This is a genomic window from Bradyrhizobium australafricanum, from assembly GCF_020329495.1.
GTDB lineage: Bacteria > Pseudomonadota > Alphaproteobacteria > Rhizobiales > Xanthobacteraceae > Bradyrhizobium > Bradyrhizobium australafricanum.
Genome location: NZ_JAGKJL010000066.1, coordinates 1 through 23,631, shown reverse-complemented (window position 1 = coordinate 23,631; position 23,631 = coordinate 1). Strand labels below are relative to the sequence as shown.

General features: G+C 59.7%; 20 protein-coding genes and 5 pseudogenes. 9 read left to right on the top strand and 16 right to left on the bottom strand.

The features are described from left to right. Positions 1-58: 58 nt before the first annotated feature. Positions 59-475, bottom strand: a complete 417-nt coding sequence (locus tag J6525_RS47075; protein ID WP_283848668.1) for an integrase core domain-containing protein — start codon at positions 473-475, stop codon at positions 59-61. A 36-nt stretch (positions 476-511) separates the two neighbouring features. Here J6525_RS47075 and J6525_RS37715 point away from each other — a divergent pair, with 36 nt between their 5' ends. Together J6525_RS37715 and J6525_RS47635 are read left to right on the top strand one after the other, a co-directional pair. Continuing rightward, positions 512-748, top strand: a complete 237-nt coding sequence (locus J6525_RS37715) for a hypothetical protein (protein ID WP_225648426.1) — start codon at positions 512-514, stop codon at positions 746-748. Continuing rightward, a pseudogene (locus tag J6525_RS47635) lies at positions 738-2,849 on the top strand (recombinase family protein). The gene J6525_RS37715 and the pseudogene J6525_RS47635 overlap by 11 nt, the downstream one beginning before the upstream one ends. Here J6525_RS47635 and J6525_RS37695 read toward each other — a convergent pair. From J6525_RS37695 to J6525_RS37680, 4 genes and pseudogenes are all read right to left on the bottom strand, one after another. Further along, positions 2,819-3,389, bottom strand: a pseudogene (locus tag J6525_RS37695) (DDE-type integrase/transposase/recombinase); the annotation flags it as partial. The pseudogenes J6525_RS47635 and J6525_RS37695 sit on opposite strands and share 31 nt — an antisense overlap. A gap of 70 nt (positions 3,390-3,459) precedes the next feature. After that, a complete protein-coding gene (locus J6525_RS37690; RefSeq protein ID WP_225648439.1) occupies positions 3,460-4,098 on the bottom strand; it encodes a hypothetical protein in 639 nt (212 codons plus the stop codon). A 495-nt stretch (positions 4,099-4,593) separates the two neighbouring features. Then, positions 4,594-4,720: pseudogene (locus J6525_RS37685) on the bottom strand (IS630 family transposase); the annotation flags it as partial. 883 nt (positions 4,721-5,603) lie between these two features. Beyond that, positions 5,604-6,011, bottom strand: a complete 408-nt coding sequence (locus J6525_RS37680; RefSeq protein WP_225648422.1) for a hypothetical protein — start codon at positions 6,009-6,011, stop codon at positions 5,604-5,606. A 404-nt stretch (positions 6,012-6,415) separates the two neighbouring features. On the opposite strand from J6525_RS37680, the gene J6525_RS37675 reads away from it, so the two are divergent. Further along, entirely contained in the window at positions 6,416-6,853 is a 438-nt protein-coding gene (locus J6525_RS37675) for a hypothetical protein (RefSeq protein WP_225648421.1), read from the top strand. A 33-nt stretch (positions 6,854-6,886) separates the two neighbouring features. Here J6525_RS37675 and tnpC (J6525_RS37670) read toward each other — a convergent pair whose 3' ends face one another. The 4 genes and pseudogenes from tnpC (J6525_RS37670) to J6525_RS37655 form a co-directional block, all read right to left on the bottom strand. Then, positions 6,887-8,269, bottom strand: coding sequence for an IS66 family transposase (gene tnpC / locus J6525_RS37670; protein WP_376708616.1), 1,383 nt, complete (start codon positions 8,267-8,269; stop codon positions 6,887-6,889). A gap of 204 nt (positions 8,270-8,473) precedes the next feature. Beyond that, positions 8,474-8,884, bottom strand: coding sequence for an IS66 family insertion sequence element accessory protein TnpB (gene tnpB, locus J6525_RS37665; RefSeq protein ID WP_376708614.1), 411 nt, complete (start codon positions 8,882-8,884; stop codon positions 8,474-8,476). Then, positions 8,881-9,285, bottom strand: coding sequence for a transposase (locus J6525_RS37660; RefSeq protein ID WP_225648420.1), 405 nt, complete (start codon positions 9,283-9,285; stop codon positions 8,881-8,883). The genes tnpB and J6525_RS37660 overlap by 4 nt, the downstream gene beginning before the upstream one ends. Before the next feature lie 69 nt (positions 9,286-9,354). Further along, positions 9,355-9,839 (bottom strand): annotated as a pseudogene (locus tag J6525_RS37655) (transposase); the annotation flags it as partial. Between the two features lie 497 nt (positions 9,840-10,336). On the opposite strand from J6525_RS37655, the gene J6525_RS37650 reads away from it, so the two are divergent. After that, positions 10,337-10,918, top strand: coding sequence for a YecA/YgfB family protein (locus tag J6525_RS37650; protein WP_225648419.1), 582 nt, complete (start codon positions 10,337-10,339; stop codon positions 10,916-10,918). Between the two features lie 37 nt (positions 10,919-10,955). Here the strand turns inward: J6525_RS37650 and J6525_RS37645 are convergent. The 3 genes and pseudogenes from J6525_RS37645 to J6525_RS37635 form a co-directional block, all read right to left on the bottom strand. Continuing rightward, positions 10,956-11,735 (bottom strand): annotated as a pseudogene (locus J6525_RS37645) (ABC transporter ATP-binding protein); the annotation flags it as partial. Continuing rightward, entirely contained in the window at positions 11,725-12,327 is a 603-nt protein-coding gene (locus J6525_RS37640) for a condensation domain-containing protein (protein ID WP_225648441.1), read from the bottom strand. The gene J6525_RS37640 and the pseudogene J6525_RS37645, both read right to left, overlap by 11 nt. Positions 12,328-12,958: 631 nt before the next feature. Next, entirely contained in the window at positions 12,959-13,507 is a 549-nt protein-coding gene (locus J6525_RS37635; RefSeq protein ID WP_225648418.1) for a VOC family protein, read from the bottom strand. A gap of 1,005 nt (positions 13,508-14,512) precedes the next feature. Here J6525_RS37635 and J6525_RS37630 point away from each other — a divergent pair. Both J6525_RS37630 and J6525_RS37625 read left to right on the top strand, forming a co-directional pair. Beyond that, positions 14,513-14,743 carry a hypothetical protein gene (locus J6525_RS37630; protein WP_225648417.1) on the top strand — a complete coding sequence of 77 codons (231 nt, stop codon included), beginning with the start codon at positions 14,513-14,515 and terminating at the stop codon, positions 14,741-14,743. A 447-nt stretch (positions 14,744-15,190) separates the two neighbouring features. Continuing rightward, on the top strand, positions 15,191-15,574 hold the full coding sequence (locus tag J6525_RS37625; protein ID WP_225648416.1) for a hypothetical protein: 384 nt from the start codon (positions 15,191-15,193) through the stop codon (positions 15,572-15,574). A 1,207-nt stretch (positions 15,575-16,781) separates the two neighbouring features. Here the strand turns inward: J6525_RS37625 and J6525_RS37620 are convergent. From J6525_RS37620 to J6525_RS37605, 4 genes are all read right to left on the bottom strand, one after another. Next, the gene (locus J6525_RS37620) at positions 16,782-17,300 is read right to left on the bottom strand and encodes a hypothetical protein (RefSeq protein ID WP_225648415.1); all 519 of its coding nucleotides are present in this window, start codon (positions 17,298-17,300) and stop codon (positions 16,782-16,784) included. A gap of 289 nt (positions 17,301-17,589) precedes the next feature. Next, a complete protein-coding gene (locus J6525_RS37615; protein ID WP_225648414.1) occupies positions 17,590-17,883 on the bottom strand; it encodes a hypothetical protein in 294 nt (97 codons plus the stop codon). A gap of 310 nt (positions 17,884-18,193) precedes the next feature. Beyond that, positions 18,194-18,862, bottom strand: a complete 669-nt coding sequence (locus J6525_RS37610; protein ID WP_225648413.1) for a hypothetical protein — start codon at positions 18,860-18,862, stop codon at positions 18,194-18,196. Between the two features lie 204 nt (positions 18,863-19,066). Continuing rightward, a complete protein-coding gene (locus J6525_RS37605) occupies positions 19,067-20,290 on the bottom strand; it encodes a hypothetical protein (RefSeq protein WP_225648412.1) in 1,224 nt (407 codons plus the stop codon). Between the two features lie 98 nt (positions 20,291-20,388). Here J6525_RS37605 and J6525_RS37600 point away from each other — a divergent pair, with 98 nt between their 5' ends. The 3 genes from J6525_RS37600 to tnpC (J6525_RS37590) all read left to right on the top strand — a co-directional run. Then, on the top strand, positions 20,389-21,075 hold the full coding sequence (locus J6525_RS37600; RefSeq protein WP_225648411.1) for a 4'-phosphopantetheinyl transferase family protein: 687 nt from the start codon (positions 20,389-20,391) through the stop codon (positions 21,073-21,075). 784 nt (positions 21,076-21,859) lie between these two features. After that, on the top strand, positions 21,860-22,369 hold the full coding sequence (locus J6525_RS37595) for an avidin/streptavidin family protein (protein WP_225648410.1): 510 nt from the start codon (positions 21,860-21,862) through the stop codon (positions 22,367-22,369). Then, on the top strand, positions 22,305-23,631 hold a 1,327-nt coding region (tnpC, locus tag J6525_RS37590), incomplete at its 3' end, for an IS66 family transposase (protein WP_446471736.1). The genes J6525_RS37595 and tnpC (J6525_RS37590), both read left to right, overlap by 65 nt.

The following is a 23,631-nucleotide window of genomic DNA, read 5'->3' as shown; positions in this document are numbered from 1 at the left end:
GGGCGTGAGCAGCGAGACCGAAGTTTGGACCACCCAGAACTAGAGTTTTGCGCCTTGGTCACGGTGGCGGGCTGGTTGCGCCGACGAGGTTTTGAAGCAAAATCGGCGGTCGATTGCCGATCGCCCCGTGGGGCCGTTCTTCGTTATACAACAACGTTTGAGAACGCCCACACCCACAGGACCGTTCTTCGCGAGGTTCTTTATCGGCATCACCCTTGGTTTGGTCGCCGAGTTTGCGTTCACGGGACTGTCGGCAAGGCTGATTATGTCGTTTTTCGCTGCACCCTGGACGGGGCGCAAGCAGATCGTTGGCTGGAAGTTCCAGCATGGATGTTCGACCGGACAGCATGCCCTGACGCTGAGCTTTTGACAGCTCAACCGTTTGCCAGCATCGATGCACTTGCGGCGCTTGCTGCGCTTCTCGATCTGGCGTTGAAGGATCGAACGCCATCAGCTGCCCTGCTTTCTGGCGCATCTAGAGACTCTCACAACCAGAATCGGGGAGAGACTCATGTCGCGCGAGACGGCAACGCCAGGGAGCGGATACCGACACAATCGACAACCGCGGCCGCAGCAGATGGATCTGTTCGGGAGCGGCCTTTCGCACGGCGCCATCGGCGCGCCCGCGTGGCCGGAGCTGCCGGCGGAAGCGCGGGCGGCCCTCACGAGCCTGATGACGCAGTTGATCCTCGACCATGCTGCGACGGCAGCGATGTCGCCCGCGAAGGAGGCCGATCATGATCTCTGACAAGGTCAGACCTCATCATCTGGAGCGCAAGGCACTTCTTTACGTGCGTCAATCCTCAGCACATCAGGTGTTGCACAATCGCGAGAGCAGCGCGTTGCAATACGCCATGCGGGACCGGCTGACGGCGCTCGGATGGTCCGAGATCGAAGTGATCGATGATGATCTCGGTCGTTCAGCCGCCGGCGCGGTTCAACGCGCCGGCTTCGAGCGAATGGTAGCGGAGGTCTGTCTCGGTAAGGTTGGTGCGGTTTGCGCCCGCGAGGTCTCGCGTTTCGCTCGCAACAGCCGGGATTGGCAGCAACTCATCGAGATGTGCCGCGTGGTGGATACCGTTCTGGTCGATCAGGAGACCATTTATGCGCCGCGGCACGGCAACGACCGCCTGCTGCTCGGGCTACGCCCTCCCTACGTCACGAGCCCGGCGAAACTCTCTCACCTTGATTGACGCGCTCTTCCATCCTGATCGCCGCGCGACAAGCGCTCGCTCTCGGCCCGCTACGAGAAGGCGCGCCGGGGCGAGTTGGTTGTGGCAGCACCCGTCGGCTTCGTGAAGGCTGGCGACCGTTATGTTATGAGAAGGATCCGGATCGGCGTGTCCAGGAAGCGATCAAGCTGGTGTTCGACAAGGTCGAGGAACTGGGAGCGCGCGACAGGCGCTCTGCTGGCTCCACGAGTACAACCTCGATCTACCGGTGAAGCAGACCAACGGCGACACCGCCTGGCGGCGACCGAGCTACTCTGCCATCCACCGGATCATTGAGAACCCGGTCTACGGCGGCGCCTATGCCTATGGTAAGACGGCTGTGGCGGCGGGATACGGCACCGCGGGCGTGAGCGTGAAGATCCGCCGCAAGGCGCGGACCGAATGGCTGACGCTGAAGCCCAACACCCACGAAGGGTATGTGAGCTGGGAGAGGTTCGAGGCGATTCGCACAATGGTCAGCAGCAACGTTCCCACCAGTCGGCATCCCGGCGCGCCCAAGCATGGTGACGCGCTGCTGGCCGGTCTGATCCGGTGCAAGCGCTGCGGCCGCAAGCTCACACTCCGGTACTCCGGCAGGAAGCACCGTATCCCGCGCTACAGCTGCAGCCGCGCCTGGATGGATAATGGCGGCCCTCACTGCATCGCCTTCGGCGGATTGCGCGTCGATGATGCGATCGAGGAAGCGCTGCTTGGCGTCGTCGGTCCGGGGGCTATCGCCGCTGCAATCGCTGCCGCCAAGGAAGCCGGAGAACGGCGCGATCAGGTGCGCGATGCTCTCAGTCGCGACCTCGAAGCGGCGCGCTATGCCGCCGACCGGGCCTTCCGGCAATACGATGCGGCTGACCCCGCGAACCGGCTGGTGGCGAGCGAGCTTGAAGCGCGCTGGAACAGGGCGCTCGTCGATGTGGCGGAGGCCGAGGGCAAACTTGCCGCGCATGATGCGAGTATACCCCTGCCGCCGTTGCTCCGGCCTCGCTCGGCGTCCTGGCGTCGAACCTGCGAACCGTCTGGTCAGCGCCGACGACCGATGCCCGTCTCAAAAAACGCATCGTACGCACCGTGATCCACGAGGTTGTGGCCGATATCGACCACGCGGCCTCCGAGATCGTTCTCGTCGTCCACTGGGTAGGCGGCGCCCACAGCGAGTTGCGCTTGCCCAAGCGCCGGCGCGGACAGCGCAACAGCACTTCTGCTGATATCATCCAAGCCGTGCGTCAGTTGGTCCTGATCGCCAGCGACGATTTGATTGCTGGCCTCCTCAACCGCAACGGCCTCAAGAGGGGCAATGGCAATCGCTGGACCCGCGAGCGCGTCACATCAACGCGCTCGAGCTATCGCATCCCGGTGTTCAAGCCCGCCGAGGACGGGATCGAGCCCTGGCTCAACCTCAGCAACGCCGCACAGATCCTGAAGATCGCGCCGAAGACGCTCCGGCTCGCCGCTGAAGCCGGCGAGATCGAAGCCATCCATCCGCTGTCGGACGGCCCGTGGATCTTCGCCCGCACCGAGCTGATAACCACTGCTGCTCAATCTATCGCCGAACGAGCTCGACAGAACCCAAGATACCCCACGGGATCGCATCCAAATCAGCAAAGTCTCTTCTCTTCAACAACATAGGCAGATGGGTGTTCTGATGCGCGATTGTAGTATCTGCGCCAATCCTCCACTTTTTGCTGGGCGTCCGCAAAGGACAGGAACCAGTGGGCGCTGAGCCATTCGGCCGGGAAGCGGCCGTTGAAGGCCTCGATGAACGCGTTGTCGGTTGGCTTGCCCGGCCGCGAGACGTCCAGCGTGACGCCGCGCTGGTAAGCCCACCGGTCAAGATCGCGCGACACGAACTCGCTGCCTTGATCGACCCGGATCGTTGCCGGGAACCCTACTTCCTTGCAGGCCCTTTCCAGCACCTCCGCGACGTCGCTGCCGCGGAAGGTGCACCGTGACGCCAGCGCCGGCGAGAAGCGGGAGAAGGTATCGATGATCGTAATCACGCGAAGCTTGTGTCCCGTCGCCAGCTGGTTATGGACGAAAGTCCATTTCCCAGGTCTCGTTCGATCGTGTGGCCGGCCTGCGGTCATCGCGCAGCTTGGCCTTGACCCGGCGCTTGGGCGTCTTGTTGCGCAATTGCAGGCCCAGTTCGCGATAGATGCGGCGTGTTTTGAGAAGCCAGACCTCCTCACTCGGCCGGCCGCTTGGGTCGTCTCGTGGGCACCTGCTCAATGTGCGTCTCTCAGGTGAGATGCGGCGCCTTTTCGGCGTCGTCACCACCCCAACCAGCGTCCGCGATCGATGTGTCGATCAGCTCGCCGCGCAACAGCGCGAGCGGCGATTTGTAGTACAGCGCGACGTTGTGGAGGGGATCCGTCAGGACTTTGAAGACCCATACAATCGCGGTCTGGCCGTCACGGGTGACGAAGAGCTGGATCATCCGAAACAGGCTGCCGCCAATGCCGATGACGAGCCATACCGTGCCGACTTGCCAGATGAAGTCAAGCCTCCCCGCAGGCGGATCGAACATGCCAAACAGCGGAAAGACGTACAGTGCGACCGGCGCCAGGCCCCAGATTATCAAAAGCACAATCTTGCGCGCCTGGTTGTAGCCGACCTTGACCGCCTCCTTGTACTCGTTGCTGACTTTGTTCACGTCATCGTAGCCGTTCGGCTCGAAGAAGAAATGTCCAGTCTGCCGCGTCAGCATCGCAAGCCAGCCGAGGATGCCGGCCATTGCCGGGTCCTTGAACAAGAGCGCATAGCAACCGAGGAAGATGAAAGCGCTGATCAAATGCAGCGTCTGGTTAGTTCTGCTCTGGTGATAGTAGCGGTAGTCATCCCACCGCAGGCTTCGCAGCATGTCTGACAAATGGCTCATGATCAACCCTCGGTCATTTGACGGCGTTGAAGCATAGGCCGAGTCCGTAACAGATGCATGAATGAATTATGATTTCGTATTGCAACTGAATGAGGTGGCAAGGCCGAGCGCCAGGCGCACGCGAAACGTAGGATGTTCGCTTTTCGGTTCGATATTGGTGACGGGGCAGGCAGCGACGAGGCCGTGTGGTCCGTTGGGGGAGTTGGTAACGTGTGACGCGCTTTAAAGACCGAGCCTACTGCCTGCTTCTCATCGAGCTCGGCGATGTCGCTACCACTGAGAAGGGACACAAACCGCTTCGCCAGATCGGACACCGTGGCGAGTTGCGGTGCTTGCACAAACAGATGGTCGAGCAACAGCCTGGCTTAAGCATCGATCTGATCCCGATCCTGGCTCAAATACCAAGCACAGCGACGACGCGTGGGAGGTTTCCAGGTCAGGTGTGCTTGCGCTGCTTCTCCCCGTCCTCATGTGCACGCCTGTGTGCGGCCTACTTCCGGCCTTCGCCAATAGAACTATCCGCGCTCGCTTCAAATCGCTGCAATGTCATCGGTGAGCGACAACACGCCTCAAGCACCTTATCTTGCCTCGAAAGGCGGACTTCTCTTAATTCGGGCATCATCCCGACTTTGAATCGCGCGCCACGTCAAGGATAGTGGGTACTAGAACGGCGGTTCGCCGATGGTTGAGGGAGAACGTTACCAGGCGACGGCAATGATCCGGTTTGGAAGGACCTGCGACACGATCAGCTCGCGCGGGCCAATCGACAAATTCGAGTCACGAACCAGCGTCACCGGGACGGCCCGGCAACATCTGGTCGCATTCCGTGCTTCGACAAGATCGGTGACTTCGCTCGCCAGAGCATCTGGCGCGGGCTGCCTTTTCGGCCATGGCAAGAACCATGGCCTTCAGCTGCTCTACGTCATTCGGGAGGCTGAGATCGGGCGGCGTCATTGACCCGACAAGAGCACATTTGCTCCGGTTCTCTTGCCCTTTCGGCTCACTGATTCACTTCGCCGCAGTGCTTTTACCCAACAAGTCGGCTTGACCGTCGCGGTCCGCCCCGCTTCCAGTCCATCCTATCGACCACCGCTGTAAAGGAAGTTCATTGTGACCGTCCCTTCTCGATAGATATCTCTGCCCTAAGAACCTGAATATTCGGACACGCCCTTGAAGCGACGGCGGTGGTCGTCCACGCCGCGGGACTCGGTCGGTCGATATGCTTGATGTTTTCGAGTTGAAATAGTGGGCCTTTGTAAGGCAGAGACGCAGCCAACTGTTCCGCAGAAAGGAGAGGGACAGTTTGCTTACTGCTCTCAGCGGCCTCGAGAACCCCCAGGGCTGCGCTGGCCCCAATCACCATCGCGGCGATCCGATGAACCCAAGCAGAAAGTAATCTGAATGGGACTTGACACTCGCTCGGTGTGCTTACACGCGCGAGATGCAATCCTATTCTGTTAGCTTTGTGAAAAGCTGAAGCCTGCCGCCCTTCAGGCTGCGCTTTTCTACGGTTCCTCGATCCGGCCGTAGGTTTCGACAATGTGGTGTGTCGTAAGGTGGTAGTCTTGTGTTCTCGCCTCAGCAATGTTGGCAAGCCGCCGACCGGATGGAAAGGTTAGGCGAGCGCTGAAATTGAAGTGAGGGTATTTGCCTCGGATTTTCGGGTGCAACTCAGCCGCAACTTCTACATCGGACGCTTCAATGTGCCTGCCACCCCAAATTTCGATGATGTTCTTTAAGGGATATGATCGACTCAACATTCTCTTGGTCAGTATTTGTGCGTCCAACCATTGATAGGCAATCCTGACACAGTCGTCGTGTTCGTCCTCAACGTTGGCGTGTCGATACTGAACGCGCTTTTTTGCGTCCGCAATTTCGGCGGCTGTGAGCTTGGTTGAAAGCGCATCCGACATCGAGAGTATCCTTTGACACCCTCGCGAGATTAGTCGTAATGGTTCATCGGGAGTACTACCAAACTTGGTAGTTTCCTCTATCATTGGAGCTAATTGGGCCAACCGACATTCGTGTAGATGCTTGAACGCCGTGCACGCTGTGAGATACCGTGATCGGTCGGGGCCATCGCACCGACCGACACCGAACTGCGTGGGTAAATAAACGGGACGCTGCGACACTTACACACCGCTTCGGCGGTGGGTCAAAGGCGACATGCCGTGTATAGACGTGAGCGTCACGGGAAGCTCACCGTGCCGGGCCTTGACTCTCGCGGAATGCTCTGGACAGCGCGGTCGGGATGATTGACGCCGCCGGGGCGCGGTGATGGGTTGATCCCGGTTCGGAGCGGGCAACGGGGATCAGAATGACCAGCGAATCGCAGCTGCGCGAGAAGCTTCGGAAGATCGAGGCGTTGTTCGTGGGTGCCGGAACTGCTGGTGAGCGCCTTGCAGCTGAAGCCGCGCTGCAGCGGGTGCGGGCCCGGGTCGAGGAACTCGCTCGCCACGATCCACCGATCGAACAGCAATTCTCACTTCCCGACCAGTGGTCTCGGCACCTGTTTCTGGCGCTTTGCCGCCGATATGGGCTGCGGCCGTTTCGTTATCGGCGGCAGCGACGTAACACGGTGATGGTCCGTGCGTCACGAGGCTTCGTCAATCGAGTCCTGCTGCCCGAGTTCACCGAGCTGGAGGGTGCGCTGCAAGTGTATCTGCACGAGGTAACGCTGCGCGTGATCCGCGAAGAGATCTACGACGACGCCAGCGATGCGCAGGAAGTTCCCGACGCCTTGCCGTCGAACTGATCAAGTGGCGAGCTTTGCCTCCGAACCGTCGCGCTAGGCTTTCCAATTCCAAGGCAGCAGCGTGTTCAGCTGATTGATCTTGGTGCGTCCGGAGACGATGCGCTCGAGAACATCAGTAAGATAGTGCCGCGGGTCGATGTCGTGAAGCTTTGCCGAGTTGATGAGCGATGCGAGAGTGGCCCAGGTTTCGGCGCCGCCCTCACTGCCTGCGAACAGATAGTTTTTCTTTCCCAGCCCGATCGGCTTGATGCTGCGTTCGACCGTATTGCTGTCGATCTCGATGCGCCCATCATCGATGAGGCGCGTCAGGCCTTCCCAATGGTTGAGGGTGTAGCGGATCGCCTTGCCAAGGCCGGATTTCTTCGAGACTTCCAGCAGTCGCGCCTCGAGCCAGGGCTTGAAGTCCTCGATCAGCGGCCTGGTGTCGGATTGTCGCACCGCAGCTCGCTGCGTCGCCGGCAAACCGCGAATGCGATCCTCAATGGCGTAGAACATCGCGATCCGCTGCAGCGCTTCCGCGGCAATCGGCGATTTCGTCGCGACGTGGACGTCCCAGAACTTCCGCCGCGCATGCGCGAAGCAGAACGCCAGTTGTACCAGACGGCCGCCGTTTTTAATCAGCCCCTTGTACCCGGCGTAGCCGTCGACCTGCAGGATGCCGTTGTAATGTCCAAACAGCTGCCTGGCGCGGATTGCCTTGCGATCCTCGGTGAACACGTAGACTACTGCCGGCGGCGCCGGGCCGCCCCACGGGCGGTCGTCGGTGGCGATCGCCCAGAACTGGCAGACTTTGGTTCTGCCACGGCCGGGATCGAGAACTGGCAGCGGCGTCTCGTCGGCAAACAGCCGCGGGTAGGACATCACTGCGCGGCGCAACAGCGCGTGAAGCGGCTTCAGCCACCAGGCGACGCGGCCCATCCATGAGGCCAGCGTTTGCCGGTCGAGCGTGATGCCTTGGGCGGCAAACATCTGTTCCTGGCGATACAGCGGCAGCTGGTAACCGTATTTCATCACCGCGACGTGGGCCAGCAAGGCTTCCGTCACCATTCCACCGTCGATCGCCTGGGCCGGCGCGGATGCCTGTACCACACCCTGGCGGCATCCCCGGCAGCCGTACCGCGGACGCACGATGCGCTTGACCCGGTACTGCATTGGAATGACGTCGAAGGCTTCCTTGACGGTCTCCCCGATCTTATGCAGCTGCTCGCCGCAGCAGGGGCAGATGTGGCTCTCGATATCGATCACGACATCGATGCGCGGCAAATGCTCCGGAAGCTTCCCGCGGTTGCGTCGCGCCGGTCGCTTTCCACGGCCCTCCGCTCCGTCAGGCAGCCCGCCTCCGGTCACGTCATCGTTGGCGGCGGCACCAGCCGCCTGCGCCGTGATGGCGAAGAGAGGCAGCTGTCTGGGATCCAGTGTCTCAGAGCGGGGACCGAAGATCGTGCGCTTGTACTGGGACAGGATTATCTGGAGCTTGTCGTTCTCCTGGACCGCAGCGTCGCGTTGGCAATCGCCGCATCACGCTCGGCCGCCAGCGTGCCGCATTCCGCCGACAACGCCGCAAGCCGTGACGACAGCGCCATTACGGCTTGTCGGAGCAATGCTGGATCAGAAGGCAAATCACTCATGCAGAGTGATTCTACAACAACTCCGCATGAGTGACGAACGACTCTTGATACGGATCAACCAGCTCGTGCTGGCTGATCCACAACCCGCATCGGCACACGCTTCCAGTCTGAGCCATCGAGCAGCACCGAGAGCTGAGCATGAGATAGCGGCATGACGCCTTCCTTGATCGGCGGCCAGGTGAACTGCCTCGATTCTCTTGTAGTAAAGAACAAGGCCGCTTCCGTCCCAGGTCAGGATCTTCACGCGATCTCGGCGCTTGGAGCGGAAGATGTAAAGTCCGCCGTCGAACGGATCGGCTCCAAACGCCTCGCTCACCAGCATCGCCAGCGAGTCCATCCCGCGACGGAAATCGACCGGCTGCGTCGCGATCCAGATCGACAACCCAGCTCGCAGCCCGATCATCGGCCAACCGTCCCGACTGCCGCCAGCACCTCGCACAGCGCCCGCCGGTCGACCGTCCCCCTGACACGGACGCGAACCGCGCCGACCTCGATCTCGATTGCCGCCTGCTCCTCGCGCGACGGCAATTCGCCCCCGCAGCCGGTGATCGCGACCGGCACAAAGCCAGGTGGCACGTCTCCGGCCCGGCGCGCCGCGACCTTCGCCCGCGTCGTCTGACGACGCCACAGAAACAACAGGCTTGGACTGATGTCGTGTCGCCGCGCCACCGCGGACACGCTTGCACCCGGCGTGCGCCGGCCGATCCCAGTGATGATCTCGACACGCTGCAGCGTGTCAGAAAAATCCTCGAGGATAGGCGTATGCCTATCCCTATCGCTATCCTTACGGCTATCCTTAGACATGGCGAGACCTCGTGATGATTCAGTCCACGAGATCTTCCTAACCGACCAGATTAGCCCTCAGCGCGTGGTCCCTGGATGACGCTCACAAATGAACAGCCGACGGTAGCCGAACCGTCGGCGCTCGTGGGCGAGGTCGCGCAGCCGAACACGAAGCTCCGTATCCGCAGCGCGGCGAGATCGGTAGCGGATCATCCTCCGATCCGCGCCGACGATCATGCAGGCCCGTCGCTCCGACAGGCCCATCACGGCCTTCAGGTGCGCCACAGCGGCGCGCTTGGCGGCGGGCCCTACCATTTTTTTGGCAGAAGCTCGCGCAGTGCCGCCGCATCGAGCATTTGCTCGGCCAGCAGCTTCTTCAGCTTCGCGTTCTCCTCCTCCAGCGAGTTCAGCCGCTTGGCTTCGGAAGCTTCCATGCCGCCGAACTTGGCCTTCCAATTGTAGATCGTCGCCTCCGAGACCCCGTGTTTGCGAGCCAGATCGGCTGTCGTCGCTCCGGCCTCATGCTCCTTCAACACTGCGATAATCTGCTCTTCCGTGAACCTTGCTCGCCTCATCTGTCCGTCCTTGCTCAGGCCGGACTCTAACTCCATCTGGAGGAAATACTCAGGGGCAGGTCAGCAACTCTAGGAAGCGGGTCTTGGTCGCATGGAGCCAATAAGGAAGGCAGGCTCCGCCTTCGCCTTGCAATAGAGCTTTCTCTGAAGGCTCCTGATCTTATCGGGCGTTTGTAGGCTCATCGCCAATCGATTCCCTCGCCATCTTCAAAAGCGCACCTGAAGTCAGGGTCCTTTTCTCCGCCGGAATTACCCGGTTTCGTCAGTATACGACCCTGTCCGACTCCCGTCTGGTCCGTCGACTGGCGATCCTGGCTTCGATCGTGAACACGGCAAAGCTCCATGAGCTCGATCCCCAGGCCTACTTGCCGACGTGCTGGAGCGCATCGTGTCCGGACGAACCAGGAGCCACCAACTGTACGAGCTGCTCGCCTGGAATCAGAAAGCGCGCCGCGCAGGCTGCCGCATGAGCCCGCGTCGCCTAAGCAGCATCGTCGATGGCGTCAGCCGCGATGCCGCTTGTGGAGCTCGAGCAATGGCTCCAGGCTCGCGTCGATCGGCATCCTGCCGCCACCAGCATTCCCATGCTCGACGGCTATGCCGCCGCGATCGTAGCCGGACCGGTGTCGATGAGCCCGCTCGACTGGATCTGCCCGCTGCTCGCGATCGATGCCGTCGCTTTCAACCATGCGGCACGCCGGAGTTGGCCGCGATATCGGCCGTCGCGCTGCGCCACAGCAACACCACTCGACCGCGCCCGGTCGGTTCGAGCCGATGCACTGGCGCAAAGTCAGTGGCAGTATCGATGCCGCGATGCGGCTCAGGCTGTCGGCGTAGGCGTCGTTGCTGGACGCCGGCAACGTCAATCACCGGCTGCTGCTGCTCATCAGTCGCGACGATCAGAGCCGTCCGCCGCTCGGACCGTGCGAAGCGGCCGCGAGGCCGAGGACTTTCTCTGTAGCTCCCTGGAAGCCGATCAGCTACGCACGTTGATGACCGCGGACGTGGGAGCTCATACCACTTACTCACGAGCCCATCGCCGCGCCTCACAAAACTGTCGAGATCCCCCGCAAAAATGAGTGAATCACGCCACATCCGACCTTTTCCGCATCGGCCTCAAACCAGCCCCTTCGCCACGCTCCAGCGCTGCCGCTCGAAAAGACGGCGGTAGATGCCGCTGTTTAGACGAATCAGCGCGGCGTGGTCGCCCTCCTCGATGATACGGCCGCGATCGAAGACGAGTAGCCGATCGAGCGCGCGCACCGTCGAGAGCCGGTGCGCGATGATCAGCGTGGTGCGCCCGACCATCAGGCGCTCCACCGCGTTCTGGATCAGCACTTCCGACTCCGTATCAAGGCTCGAGGTTGCCTCGTCCAGAATTAGAATCGGCGCGTCCGCAAGGAAGGCGCGCGCGATCGCCACCCGCTGGCGCTCGCCGCCGGAAAGCTTTACGCCACGCTCGCCGAGCAGCGTACCATAACCCTTCGGCAGGCGCGCGATGAATTCATGCGCGCTGGCGAGTTGTGCCGCCTCCTCAATCTCGGCCTGGCTGGCGCCGGGCTGGCCGTATGCTATGTTTTCGGCGAGCGTTCGATGGAACAAGAGGCATTCCTGCTGCACAATCGCAATCTGAGAGCGCAGCGAAGCCTGCGTCACCTTCGAAATGTCTTGCTCATCGATCTGGATCCGACCGCCGTTCACGTCGTAAAGCCGCTGGATGAGCTTCACAAACGTGGTCTTGCCGGAGCCGGAGGGGCCGACCAGACCGACCCGTTCGCCGGCCTCTATCGACACTGAGAAGTCCCTGAAAAGCGGCAATCCATCGTTTCCATAATGGAAATGGACTTCCTTAAAATCGATGCGGCCCTTCATGATCCGGATCTGCTTAGCCTCCGGACAAAGCCGACTCTTCAGCAGCAGAACAGCTCTCTCCGCTAACCGTAACGCCAAGGGGCCAGGGTCGCCGCGATCGCAGCGCGTCCGCATCCCGCAACGCGGGGCAGCGCGTGATAAGATCCCAGGCAAAGCTATCGTTCTCTCTCAGCTGAACGCATTCGGCCGCCACCGCTCTGCGCGCCTGCGCAAAGTCATCACTTAAATCTATAGCAATCACCATTGGCACGGCGGACGCAAGAAGGGCCTCCACAGCGCTCCCGCCCGCTCGCGATCCATTCGGCGCGGACCATCCCAATTGTAGCTCTGACTCCCCAGTAGTGCGGGCGAGATAGATCAACCAGGCGGTTAACAGATGTTCTGCACGATCACTGGGAGATAGCTCAGCCAACGCATGCGGCATGAGCCAAGCGCTCGACTGATATGTCGCCGGAGCCTTGCCTTCTAACGACGACGAAAACGGAAGCTGAACTATCTTGAACTGCTCTAGTCGCTGTCGCCAGAACTCTTCACGAAATGCCAATAACTCATGGGCAACTGTTGTGCTCCGCGCCTCAGCTTCGCTTAAGGTCGGTAGGCGGTTGCCTATATCCATGCCGGAATTCCTCGCGAGTGCCCGCGCATCCACAGGCCGACCATCTGAGCGGCCGAACCAAACATCAACATCCTCCGCACCTGTCGCCACATGCCCAGCTGGGCGCACCCTACGGCTAGCCTCCCACCAGCAGCAAAGACTCTAGAACCCATTGTTGACGTTACGGCTCGTTGCCCATCTCTCTCGCAGAGTTCGCAACTTGATGAGGCCGACACACATGTGTCGTGATGTACGTACCGCGCGCCCATGATAAACCTCCACCTGTGTAACTCGCGGAGGGCGCCGCTTTCAGCAGTCCTGCGATGGACTGCCGAACTCCACAAGATCCGCGCGAGGCCCCTCGAGATCCGCGACAATTAGCGACTTAAGTACCCGCCTGTGGCGCCCCTGAGCGCGCGACCAAGACGCGTGTCGGCGTGCAGCGGCGAAGAATATCTTCACACTCCGGCCGAGCCGACTGGCGAATCGAAACACCAAGCAAGTGTGAAGGCTGAGGAAAAGGGACGCGACATCAGGCTCAAGCACTTGATCGCTGAACTTTGCAGCCGGGCACCTATTAGACAGGCTTGAAGCGCGGCTGGGCGATGAAGATGTTGGAGCACGCGCACGACTGGAGACCCTGCCTATTCTGTCAATATTTGCCCGACTGTTCAAGCTGACCAAAAAGCTGCTGAACGTTCGATTCGAGGAGGCCACTCTCTCCATCTCGGTGAATGAATTCAAAGCTAAGCCCCGTTTCAATGGAGCGACTCGAGAAGGCCTGCGCCAGTCCAGGACAACGAACCACGGTCGCATCAAATCCCAGACCACGAGACTTTAGGGCCTGCACAGCAGCATCCACGTTGTCGACCTCAAGCGCAATGTGAGCAACTCCAACACCGTTACGCCGCACCAGCTCTGAGACCTGAGAGGTTGACTCAGTCCCCTGACACAAAACAAACCTGACGCCCCCGCTCTCGAGGTTAGCATAAAGCATGCCTGTCACCCGTCCCTTAACGTGAGAACGGCCCTTCAATTCAAAACCCAGCACGTCCTGAAAGAACAGAATTGACGCCTCAAGATCGAGCACTGCAATGGCAATGTGATCTATCCCAAGGAACTTCAAAAACGAACTTGCGGTTTTCCGATTGTCGCCCGAAGTCGCATCCAGTCCGATCTTGCTGTCGATGCTGTCCTGCATAGCGCCCTCTTCAATCACACAATGGATCATCAGACCAAATCAATGTCGTCCCGCGAGCGGCAGGTACCCCTGCAGCAGTTTAGTTCGTAGTAGCGAGCAGGTTCTTCCAACAAGTCAGCGTTATGCCTGGGCCACATCCGCTTGAGCACGGAAGAGCTTTGTTTTGCTCTCCTCCCATTTCCGCATTTTTTCTGAAATCGCCGACGGTGGTGGATGGGCTATTTGCCCATCGCGAAGCCAACATGAGGCCCCGCAAGTTCTGAGCGCATTTGGTCCGCATCGGATGCTACATTTGGATCGATTGAGAACGTCTAATCCGAACTCTTGGCAGCGCCTGCGAAGCGAGATGACCGTCACAGGGTTCTACGCATCTTAAGCAACCGACGTGCCAACGATGTTGCGCGAGAGTTGCTCAAAGAACAACGCCCCTATAGCCGCCATGGAGGAGTTTTACTGTTCGACCTGAGACATCGATGTCGTGAACCAGACGCAGCTCAAACAACAACACCAACGACAAGGCGACCATCACCAAAACAAGCGCCTGGGCGAAGATCCCTGCCGGCGACAAAACCTCTCCTATCGAAGTCTATTGTGTCCTCAAAAATATTGGGCGCTGCAGCATCACCACAACGGACGGTAGCGGGCAGAACCTTCAAACTGATCGCAGTCCGTGACGCCCCTATCCAACCTTTGCAAGATATTTCAACAGACATTGTTTCTCATCGCCTGGACCGCGACGTGTTACCCTGATCTGCGTAGCGCAGAATTTGGAAAACGAAATGGTGAGGACACAACAGGCTGCACTTAGATCAAAATAAATTGCACCCCACATATTTGCCGCCTATGGTTGCGCCAGTCATGTGGAGGCAAATATGGCAAACATCAAAGGTCCGCGCGACCATTCGCTGCGCCACAGTAGCACGGGCCTCCCGTATTAACCCGTGGCTGCAGAACCCTCGCGGTGTGGTTTATGACGTCGCCGAACACATCACGGGGAGACTCACAATGAAGAAGCTCGTTTTGACCGTCAGTCTGATGTTCGCCGCCACTTCCGCGCAGGCGCAGTGGACAAATCCGAACACGCATACCTCGTCTGGCTATACCAGGAGCAACGGGACCTGCGTGCAGCCTTACGTCGCGACCAATCCGAACGGCACCCAGCGCGACAATTTCAGCTCCACTGGCAACACGAATCCATATACGGGCGCCGCCGGACATCGGACGCCGCGATACTGACCGCCGCGTGTCATCGAGCCGCGACGCATGGCGGCACGGTATGAGGAACAAATTTTTCATTCGATTATCAATTAGGTGGAAGCAATGAAAGTGTCACCCTACCATACCGATTCGCAGGAATACCCGCCCTCACATCGCAACGTCTACCACGATCACGATAATTGCCCCGCGGGGAAGCAGATCAAACCGCAGCACAGAAAGATGGGACCGGCAGGACGCCCGCGCTGCGACGACTGCAAGAAACTCGGATAGCAAGAAGGTTGTTGAGGGGAGGCTAGATAGCGTCCCCTCGATTGCCCGCGCAACCCCTTGGTACCCCTCCCGCGGCGGCATGGTGCTGTTCGGAGTTGGCGCCCTACTCGCTCATAGATTTCGACGGTGAGCGGCCGAGCGAAGGTGACTATGGCGACGTGCGGGTTGCTCGGTAGAAAGTTGACAGCGAATACAATGGCCGACTATCGAGACATTTCGCAGCAATATGCACAGGGCGCGATCAAAGCCTGCATTCTTATAAATGCTGGTGCGGCTGCGGCTCTCCTAACCCAATCTGCAAAATTCATCGAGATGGACAAACCCGCAATAACGGCGGGCCTCACCTGCTCAATGTTTCTTTGGGCGCTTGGAACAGTAGCCGCTGCAAGCACTTGGATATTGGCTTTCCTTTCCACCCGTTATGTGGACAAGAGCGAACGGGAAAACACCCTGCAGAATCGTCACCTGCGAACGTCCGACCTGTATATGCTCGCTGGAGTAATTGCGGTTGTCGGCTCTCTCGTCTTATTCATCGCGGGGTGTCTCACCCTGGCTGTGAGCATGCGGGGCATCTCCTAGTGCCAAAGCCCTGGTTGCTAGGGTTGCTCTTCAGCGTGCCCGTCTGCCGTCATCTTCACAGACCCATCAAGACAAGGACGGTAATTCCCGCAGCGTTACTAGGGAATATCGCTGAGCCTTGGAGGGTCATTCCGCGCGAAGGCTTAACTGAAACTGATTTCCTGGCGTAGGGTTTGCCGTCGCTCAAATACCAAATCAGGTAGGTTGTCGCCGTCTATTTAACGGCAGAGAGTCGCTGGTCTAAAGCCGTAACATCGAGCAGGGCATCTAGGCCGCCCCGGCGCGCGCTAACGTTCGGTGCCCAGGGGCTCGCTGTTGCGCGTGTGGTGTGCGGACGTCCGAAGATGCTCTCATTTCAAGCGACGACCGGACTGTTACCTCAAGACGCTCTCAAAGCCACTTATCAAGTTCAGCAATTTGGATCGAGAATGATAGGCGAACTAGGTATCCTGAGTACGATTTCGGGATCAGTTCTCGCCTTGTACACACGTCGGCATAGATCGAAAGTCTTGGAGGCATGCGCTGGCGCGCTGCTAATTGTTGGCCTCATCTGCTTTGGCGCATCCCTGCCTGAGTGATTATCCGACCCCGGAAAGTTACGGAGTGAAGTTGCCCTCTTTACGATGGACAGCCGTTGGTTGCGGCAGTAGTTTGATTGCTATTTTAGAACGTGAGAGTTTCTTGGGGGCTGGGGATGGCAACTGCCGTTTCCTCGAGCGTGTTTGTGCACCTCAAAGCCCGAACGAACTTTTGGTGCGTGATGCTGCTCTACATCTTTGCACACATCATGATCGAGTCTTGGGTCGGTTTCTGGCTCACCGCAGCCCGGCGCCTCAGCCGAGGAGCTTTTTAGCCCGTGTCGAAGCTTCTTTTCTAGGTGCAATTGGAGGCCGTCTTGGAATTGGCAGCACAAAGGTTCATTGTTCGTCAGGGCACTATCGGATGGATGGTTTACGATCGAGAACGCAAGGGGCCGGCTCTTTTAAGGAACGGCACCTGGGCCGAGAAACTGTCGAAGGAAGAGGCTGAACGAATAAAGTTTGTGCTTGCGAACCACGCCTCCTGATCAGGCGTTAACCGTCGCAGAGACGCATTCGGACTACCGGAGTCACCCGAATAGCGAAGACGTGCCCCCTACTCCATACCTACGGGGGCCAGGATTTTGCCATTCCTCCTGGGGCTAGAACCAACGCCGTCCGTACGTGTTTCAAGCGGGCGGCGTTGGGCTGTTTTGTACTTTCCATGAGCCTTGCGCCTCCTCCACCTCCAAGAGGCACACGTGCAGTGTCATCGGGCGCATGTTGCCGTCCAACAGGACGCGCACCCTTGTCCTAGTCGTGCCAAGACCAACGATGAGGCCGCGCCGCCGCTTCAATTTTGAACCAGCCCAGCGCGCTACTATCACGCGAGACCCGACGGTCATTGCATCATTGGCACGCGAAAACTGGATCGGAGCAACAGGTCGGTCGGCAATTGGTAATCTCTCCGCTAGACGTGACCTGGCGCCCTCCCGCTCCAGATCATCAGTCACTCGCTTTGCGGACTTGAACCATTTCGGTGGCAGGCCCAGCAGGTAACCGCGCCGTCTGAGATCCTGACAAGTTTTGTTCAGCGCCTCCGCGATGACTTCCTCCGGAGTTTGCTTCCCTACCAAATGCCAGAAGAGTTCGTCCTGCTCGCGCGTCCATCCTTCGGAGTTTTCGCTCATCACCAGCAATCGGGTCATTGAAAGGTAGGTTTGCATAGAACGAGAGCGTCTATTGCCCCGTGTGACCGACGCCTGCGGCTGAGCATAGAAAAGCGTGCGGGCGCCTGTGATTGGCCGCCCGCACGCCGACAACCAGCTTAGCACTCACGAGGGTCATTCGATAAGCGACCAAGCCATGCATGGCTCAGCAACCTGCGTGCCAGAGAGAAAAGCTGTACACTATCAGAGCGTGCCAACTAACTGCTCGAGCGGCTCGCGGACATATATGTCGTTGACCCGACGCGGTTGAACGAGATCCGACGCCGAACTAATGGCGCTTGGGACGTGAGATGATTGGACCAACCTCTTCATCGCTTACAACTATAAACTCACCGGGCTTCACGCCCAACATTTGCAACTGCCCCTCTTCGATCGGGCAGTTGAGCATTGCGGCCTTGGCGCCACTGTCCTCTATAATCATTTTCGCGGCTTCCCCCGGGTCAGCGACGGCAACCGCATAAGTTATGTGCCTGTACTCCTCGTCGTCGCCGCCCTTCCTTGAAAGGGCGACTGTTACTATCCAACCATCCATGTTGTTGCCGCCTCGGGAAGCATCAACCAAGCCTCTGCAATTCCGGAGCCATTGGGCATATGACCGAACGCGGCTGAGCGCTAGGTCGCTCACCTCATTGCATGAATATTACGACCGCTGCGATTGCGCAGCGATGTCAGTCCCATCAAAACGACGCAAACTATGTACGGGGTGTCGCTGCGCACTCCACAACTCCAGCATTGAACGAAGCGTGCCACTCCGGGAACGCGGCAAGCCACCGACTGGCACGCTGCGTTCCCCAGCCTGACACAGCAAATCCAAGGCCGGCACCTATTCGTTTGAGTAGGCGCCGCCAACGACATTTCGGGGTTATTCGCCGCTATATGATGCTACTGGCGTCGATGATAGGCGACGGATTCTCCGTCGAATTGATGTGCTGATTGCCGATACCGGTAGGCTGGAAGAACACCTTCCCGGATGAGATTGTCCACGGGCCGCTCAGTGACGGCGCCGACATTTGCACCGTGTAATCGCCGAGGACGTCAGAGAACGCTTTGTAGACAGTGAAAATCCCAGTGCATGTTCCGTCGCCGTTTTCCACAATGATAGACGGATCGATCGCATTCGCGGCTACATGGGCACACTCGGCGCCAGAATACGTTGCTAGCAGCGGCAGATCGAATGTCACCGTCGATCCACTCTGAGCAATGGGAGTGACAATGCTGGCGGCTTGGTCGCCGCTCTTGAACACCATGTAAGGCTCGTTCAGGCTAACCGTGATGCTCGAGGTCCCGGTGTTCTGGCCTGCGGTGCCGGTCAGTGTCCCGACCTGCGTGGTGTATGGTGAGGCGATCAACGCTGCCGCTCCGAAGGCGCCGCTCGGCGACGTTGCCTCCGCGTATGCGCCATATGCTTGCGCGAGAGAGGCGTTATAGGTGTTCATGGTGACCACCCAATTGCCATTCGGGCCCCGATAAACCGAGCTGGGAACGATGCCGCCGTCCTGCCAGGTATCCGCCCCTTGCGTGAACACGTTGCCGGCCTGCACGGTCCAGCTCGAGCAATCCGCGCTCGTGGCCAGCCTCAGGCAGTCGGAACACTGTTGGCGCCACGGATCCCGAGCAGTATCTTGAACGGTGACGTATCACCCGGCACGACGTAAAGAGCAGGCCCGATGATGCCATTGCTGGCGCTTAGCGATGCAGCTGTAATGACCGACGTTGGCGAACCGAATGTCACACCGCCATCAAAGCTATCCCAATATGCGATATCGGTCCAAATCGTGCCGTTGAAGCGCATCGCGAAAACGCGGGTCCGGTCGCTGAGCTTGACCGGAGATGGCTGAGCGACGAGGGTAATGCCGCTTCCCGCATTGCTTGCCAGCGGACCTATGATGGCGTTCGATGGATTGGCAAAGCCGAACCCGTCGAAGCGCCAGATGTTGTAATTTGCGCTCGTTCCATTTCCATTCAAGAAGTAGAACGGTGAAGAATCTACGGCTTTTTTTTACGCCTTGCACAGTGTACGTACCGCCGGCCGCGAACGCGCCACTGCCGCTCCAGACCAGGCGCAACTTCACCAGCGCTGCTTGCCCGCCGAGCCAGGAGCCAACCACATTAAGCTGCAATGGATTGAGGTCCGTTCCAACCTGGTCCATCCAAGCATGAATGAGTTTGTTGCCGGTTCCAACTGGACGACTGACCTTGACGCGCAGCTGTGCCAATCGGCCCGCCGGGAAGAGATTGCTGACCGGAATGTTGGTGCCGGTGCCAGCGACGCTGTAACCGTGGTAAGTGGTGTCAGCTGTCGTGACGTAGTTGCCGGCGTAGCTATAACTGGAAGAGAGAAACGTGGATCCGTCAGTGGAAACCTGCAGGTTCAGGCCCACACCGGACACGGTGCTGCCAAAACCGTACAATCCGATTTCGATCTCGTCATAGCCCGAGGGCAACGCGATATCGAAGCTTGCCGTCTGCGGAATGTTGCCCTGGTCGATGACACGATCGACTACACCCAACGTATCGAGGGCAGCATCGGCTGCTAGCAGACTTGATGCGCGGCAGCAAGGCTGCAGGCAAAAAAAGAAGTCCCTCTGTCTCCGATCGCGATTGAGGTGGTGCGTCGGACCGGTGCGACGCGCTGGCCGGTTGTTCGATCGACGGCACTCGATCTCGAGCCGCTCGAGATCATCGACAGTTGTTTCTCGGACCACGGCTTCACCGCGGGAAAGGCAAGCTTGACAACAAACCGCAATTAAAGGACCGAATGATACGCACAACGAAATAAGTCGATACGGTAGGGTCGGAACCAGTCGTTCGGACGAGGCAACGGCGAGCGCGGCATAGATCGGCGAAACGAGGATCGCTAAAATGCCGCTCGAGGACACGATCGCGCAGCCGACCACCGATGACAGCGTGCGCGAAACCCCGTCGTGCGCATCAAGCGAAGCAGATTCATTCGCCGGGGTCCGATACAAGTCGCACCGTCCGGCCTGCGCTCGCGCACAGCCGGGCGGTCGAAGAGTCACTGGGGTCGATGCCTTCGACTGGAGCAATCGATAGGGAGAACTATCAATTGAACTCACAAGACGCCGCATCCGACGAGTTCGGCGCGCAGACGCCGGCGGACACCTGCGCCGAGCTCCTGGGAAAGCTGTTTCCGCGCCCGGTCGGTGTAGCGGCCACGAGTTTTAACGGCGCGAACTACCCGCTGTTTCCCAGCGAGGAGAATGCTGTCGCGGGTGCCGTAGAAAAGCGGCGTCGCGAATTCGCCGCGGGACGATACTGTGCACGGCGCGCGCTTTCGCAACTTGGGTTCCCGACCGTCGCGATCCCCAGCGCACCGGACAGGTCGCCCGTTTGGCCGGCGGGCGCGCTCGGCAGCGTAAGTCACGATAGCTCGCTTTGCGTTGCGGTCGCGGCCCGACGCACCGCTTTCAGATCGATCGGCGTGGACATCGAGGTTATCGGTGCAGTTGGTCCTGAATTGGCCGACGTCATCCTGCGGGCCGACGAGCGGCATCATCTCGAAGGCTGGCGGCCGGGCGATACAGATTGGCTCACCCTCCACTTTTGTCTGAAGGAAGCCGCCTATAAGGCCTTCTATCCGTTGTGCGGCCAGATCATTGATTTCCAGAAGATGCACCTCAGCCTGGCGCCGGCCGACGGGCATTTTCGCGCGTTTGTGACCGTGCCCGACCCGCTGTCTTTCGAAGGCCGCTACGCCGTCTGTGGCAGCCGGATCATAGCCGCCGCCTGGTAGGCCTATGCGCAAGCACAGCTTTCTTTGACGCCAGCAACCGCGCTCATCAGCAACAGCTCAACCTGTTCAGCGACCAGTGCGCGCTTGCAACCCCAGTGACCCTCGCCTTTTCGCCAGAGGCAGCCCTCAGGCTGCGGTTCACGGGTGAGCCCGCGCTCGGACTCTGCGAACGACGCCCAGGACATTCGAGAGAAGTTGGGACCTCGGCGAAGCCTCGGCCCTGAACGGGAGCGCGATCGGCATGTTCGCAGCGAGAGCCTCGTCCCACTCGTTCTCGACTTGAGCAATTGGAGCGCGCTTGGTTAGGCACCTAAACGCAGGAAGAATGCATCATCGCGGGGATGACGATGAAGAAATGCGCCAGAAGCGCAGAACGCCCCAGACGCAGGCAGCCATGACGCGAGATGCGCCTCACACAATGATGTTAGTCGCCCAAGCGCCGAAGCTCGTCACAATTGCAACACGACAAGGGTTTCAGACGTCGTTGCACGCACGGGATCATGGCGATCGGAAGCCTGTTTTCTGACTCTTTTTGTCGCCGACGCCTCCTCGGTCGATTTCAAGCCTGAACCCTTGAAGACTTTCGCTCCGCATGATGAAGCATACGACCGCGCACGTTCTGAAGGCAGGATCGATTGCGCTGTGAAACGTCAGCCCAATATTCGAGCCCACGTCAACCACCATTTATGGTAGTATCAAACCACGAATCTCTTATAGATTGCATGTCTAGGAAGGTCAGTTTATGGATGATCGGCTCCCCTCCCGGAGCGCTATGGAGTCGGCGATGTCTCAACCGAACTGGAAACTGATGCGATGGGTGGCGTTGGTGTGCCTTGGGCTGCTACTGGCAGCACCGGCAAAGGCGCAACCCATCTGGACCTGGACCAACCAATACGGCTCAACTCTGGCCGTTAACAGCTACGACCAGAGTACAGGTGCGATCTCCGGCACGTACACGAACAACGCAAGCAGTAGCTGCGATGATGGCGTGCCCCAGGCGATAACTGGCTGGCTCGCTCAGACCAATCAAGGTACGGCGATCGGCTTCACGGTCAACTTCGGCGGCTGCGGATCGACGACCGTATGGACGGGGCAGCTCAACGCTGCATCGGGGTTTCAAGGGCTCCGGCTGCTCTCACTCGCCGAACCGGCGGTATGGAATGGTATCAGCGCCGGAGCCGACACCTTCACGTTCAAGAGCGGCGACAGGGCAAAGCTGCTGTCCAGTGGTGGCGAAGCGACCCAGGGGGGCGCAGGCGAGAAGCTCTCGAATACGAAGAAGGGCCTCAAATGACATCAAGGCCCGCAACGCCGATGCCGATACGCGCATCGAGCGGCTGACGCAGATCCTGAAGGCCTTCGACCGCGCCCGGTTCGGCCGACGATCGGAAAAGCTCGGCACGGCGAACGGCGACGATGAACAGCAGGCCTTCGTCTTCGAGGAGATCGAGACCGGCATCGCTGCGATCAAGGCCCAGGTCAGCAAGGGCCGTGAGCAGGCCGATGGCAAGCGTGCACCGCGGCGGCGCAAGGGCTTTGCGCCCCATCTGGAGCGGATCGAAACCGTCATTGAGCCGGAAGAGCTGGCTGAGCATGCCGGCAAGCAGAAGGTGCTGATCGGCGAGGACGTGTCGGAGCGCCTGGATGTGGTGCCGGCGAAGTTCCGGGTGATCGTCACGCGCCGTCCCAGGTATGCCTTCAAGAACGCGGACGGCGTCATCCAGGCGCCGGCCCCGGCCCATATCATTGAAGGAGGCATTCCGACGGAAGCGCTTCTGGCCCAGATAGCCGTCGCCAAATATGCCGATGGCCTGCCGCTCTACCGGCAGGAAGCTATCTGCGCCCGCGATCATGTCGAGCTCGACCGCCAGCTGATGGCGCAATGGATGGGCAAGCTCGGCTTCGAGCTCGAGATCGTGGCCGACTACATCTTCAGCGAGGTCAAGAAGGCCGAACGGGTCTTTGCCGACGAAACCACCTTACCGACGCTCGCTCCCGGTTCCGGATCGACAAAGATGGCCTACTTGTGGACCTATGCCAGGGATGGCCGAACCTTTGGCCGCAGCGGTCCCCCGATGGTGGCTTATCGCTTCGAAGACAGCCGCGCCGGCGAATGCGCGGTCCGGCACCTCAATGGTTATCGCGGCATCCTGCAGGTAGATGGCTATGCCGCCTATAACAAGCTCGCGCGATCCGATCGCGGCAAGGATGGCATCACATTGGCTGGCTGCCGAGTAGGCGGGGATGTTGCCATCCCCGCACCGGGTCACCGGAGGCGGTCGCCCGCCCCCGGTTCCCACAGAACGTGGCGTGCGGATTTCCCGCACCGACGCTCTTCGACAGTTGGTTCACAGCACCGCAAGCGCCTGCAGCTCCCGATAAGGAAGGCGCAGCTTAGGCTTCAGCAACGGTGTCCGTTCTTTGATTTGGTTGAAGGCGTCCCAAGTGAGGTGGCCGCCTGCCCAGCTGCGGCTGCGCAGCATTCCGCGCCAGTAACGCTCCACGGCCCGATAAACTTTTACGAGACTCCGGAGATTTCCGGCGACGCCGTAATAG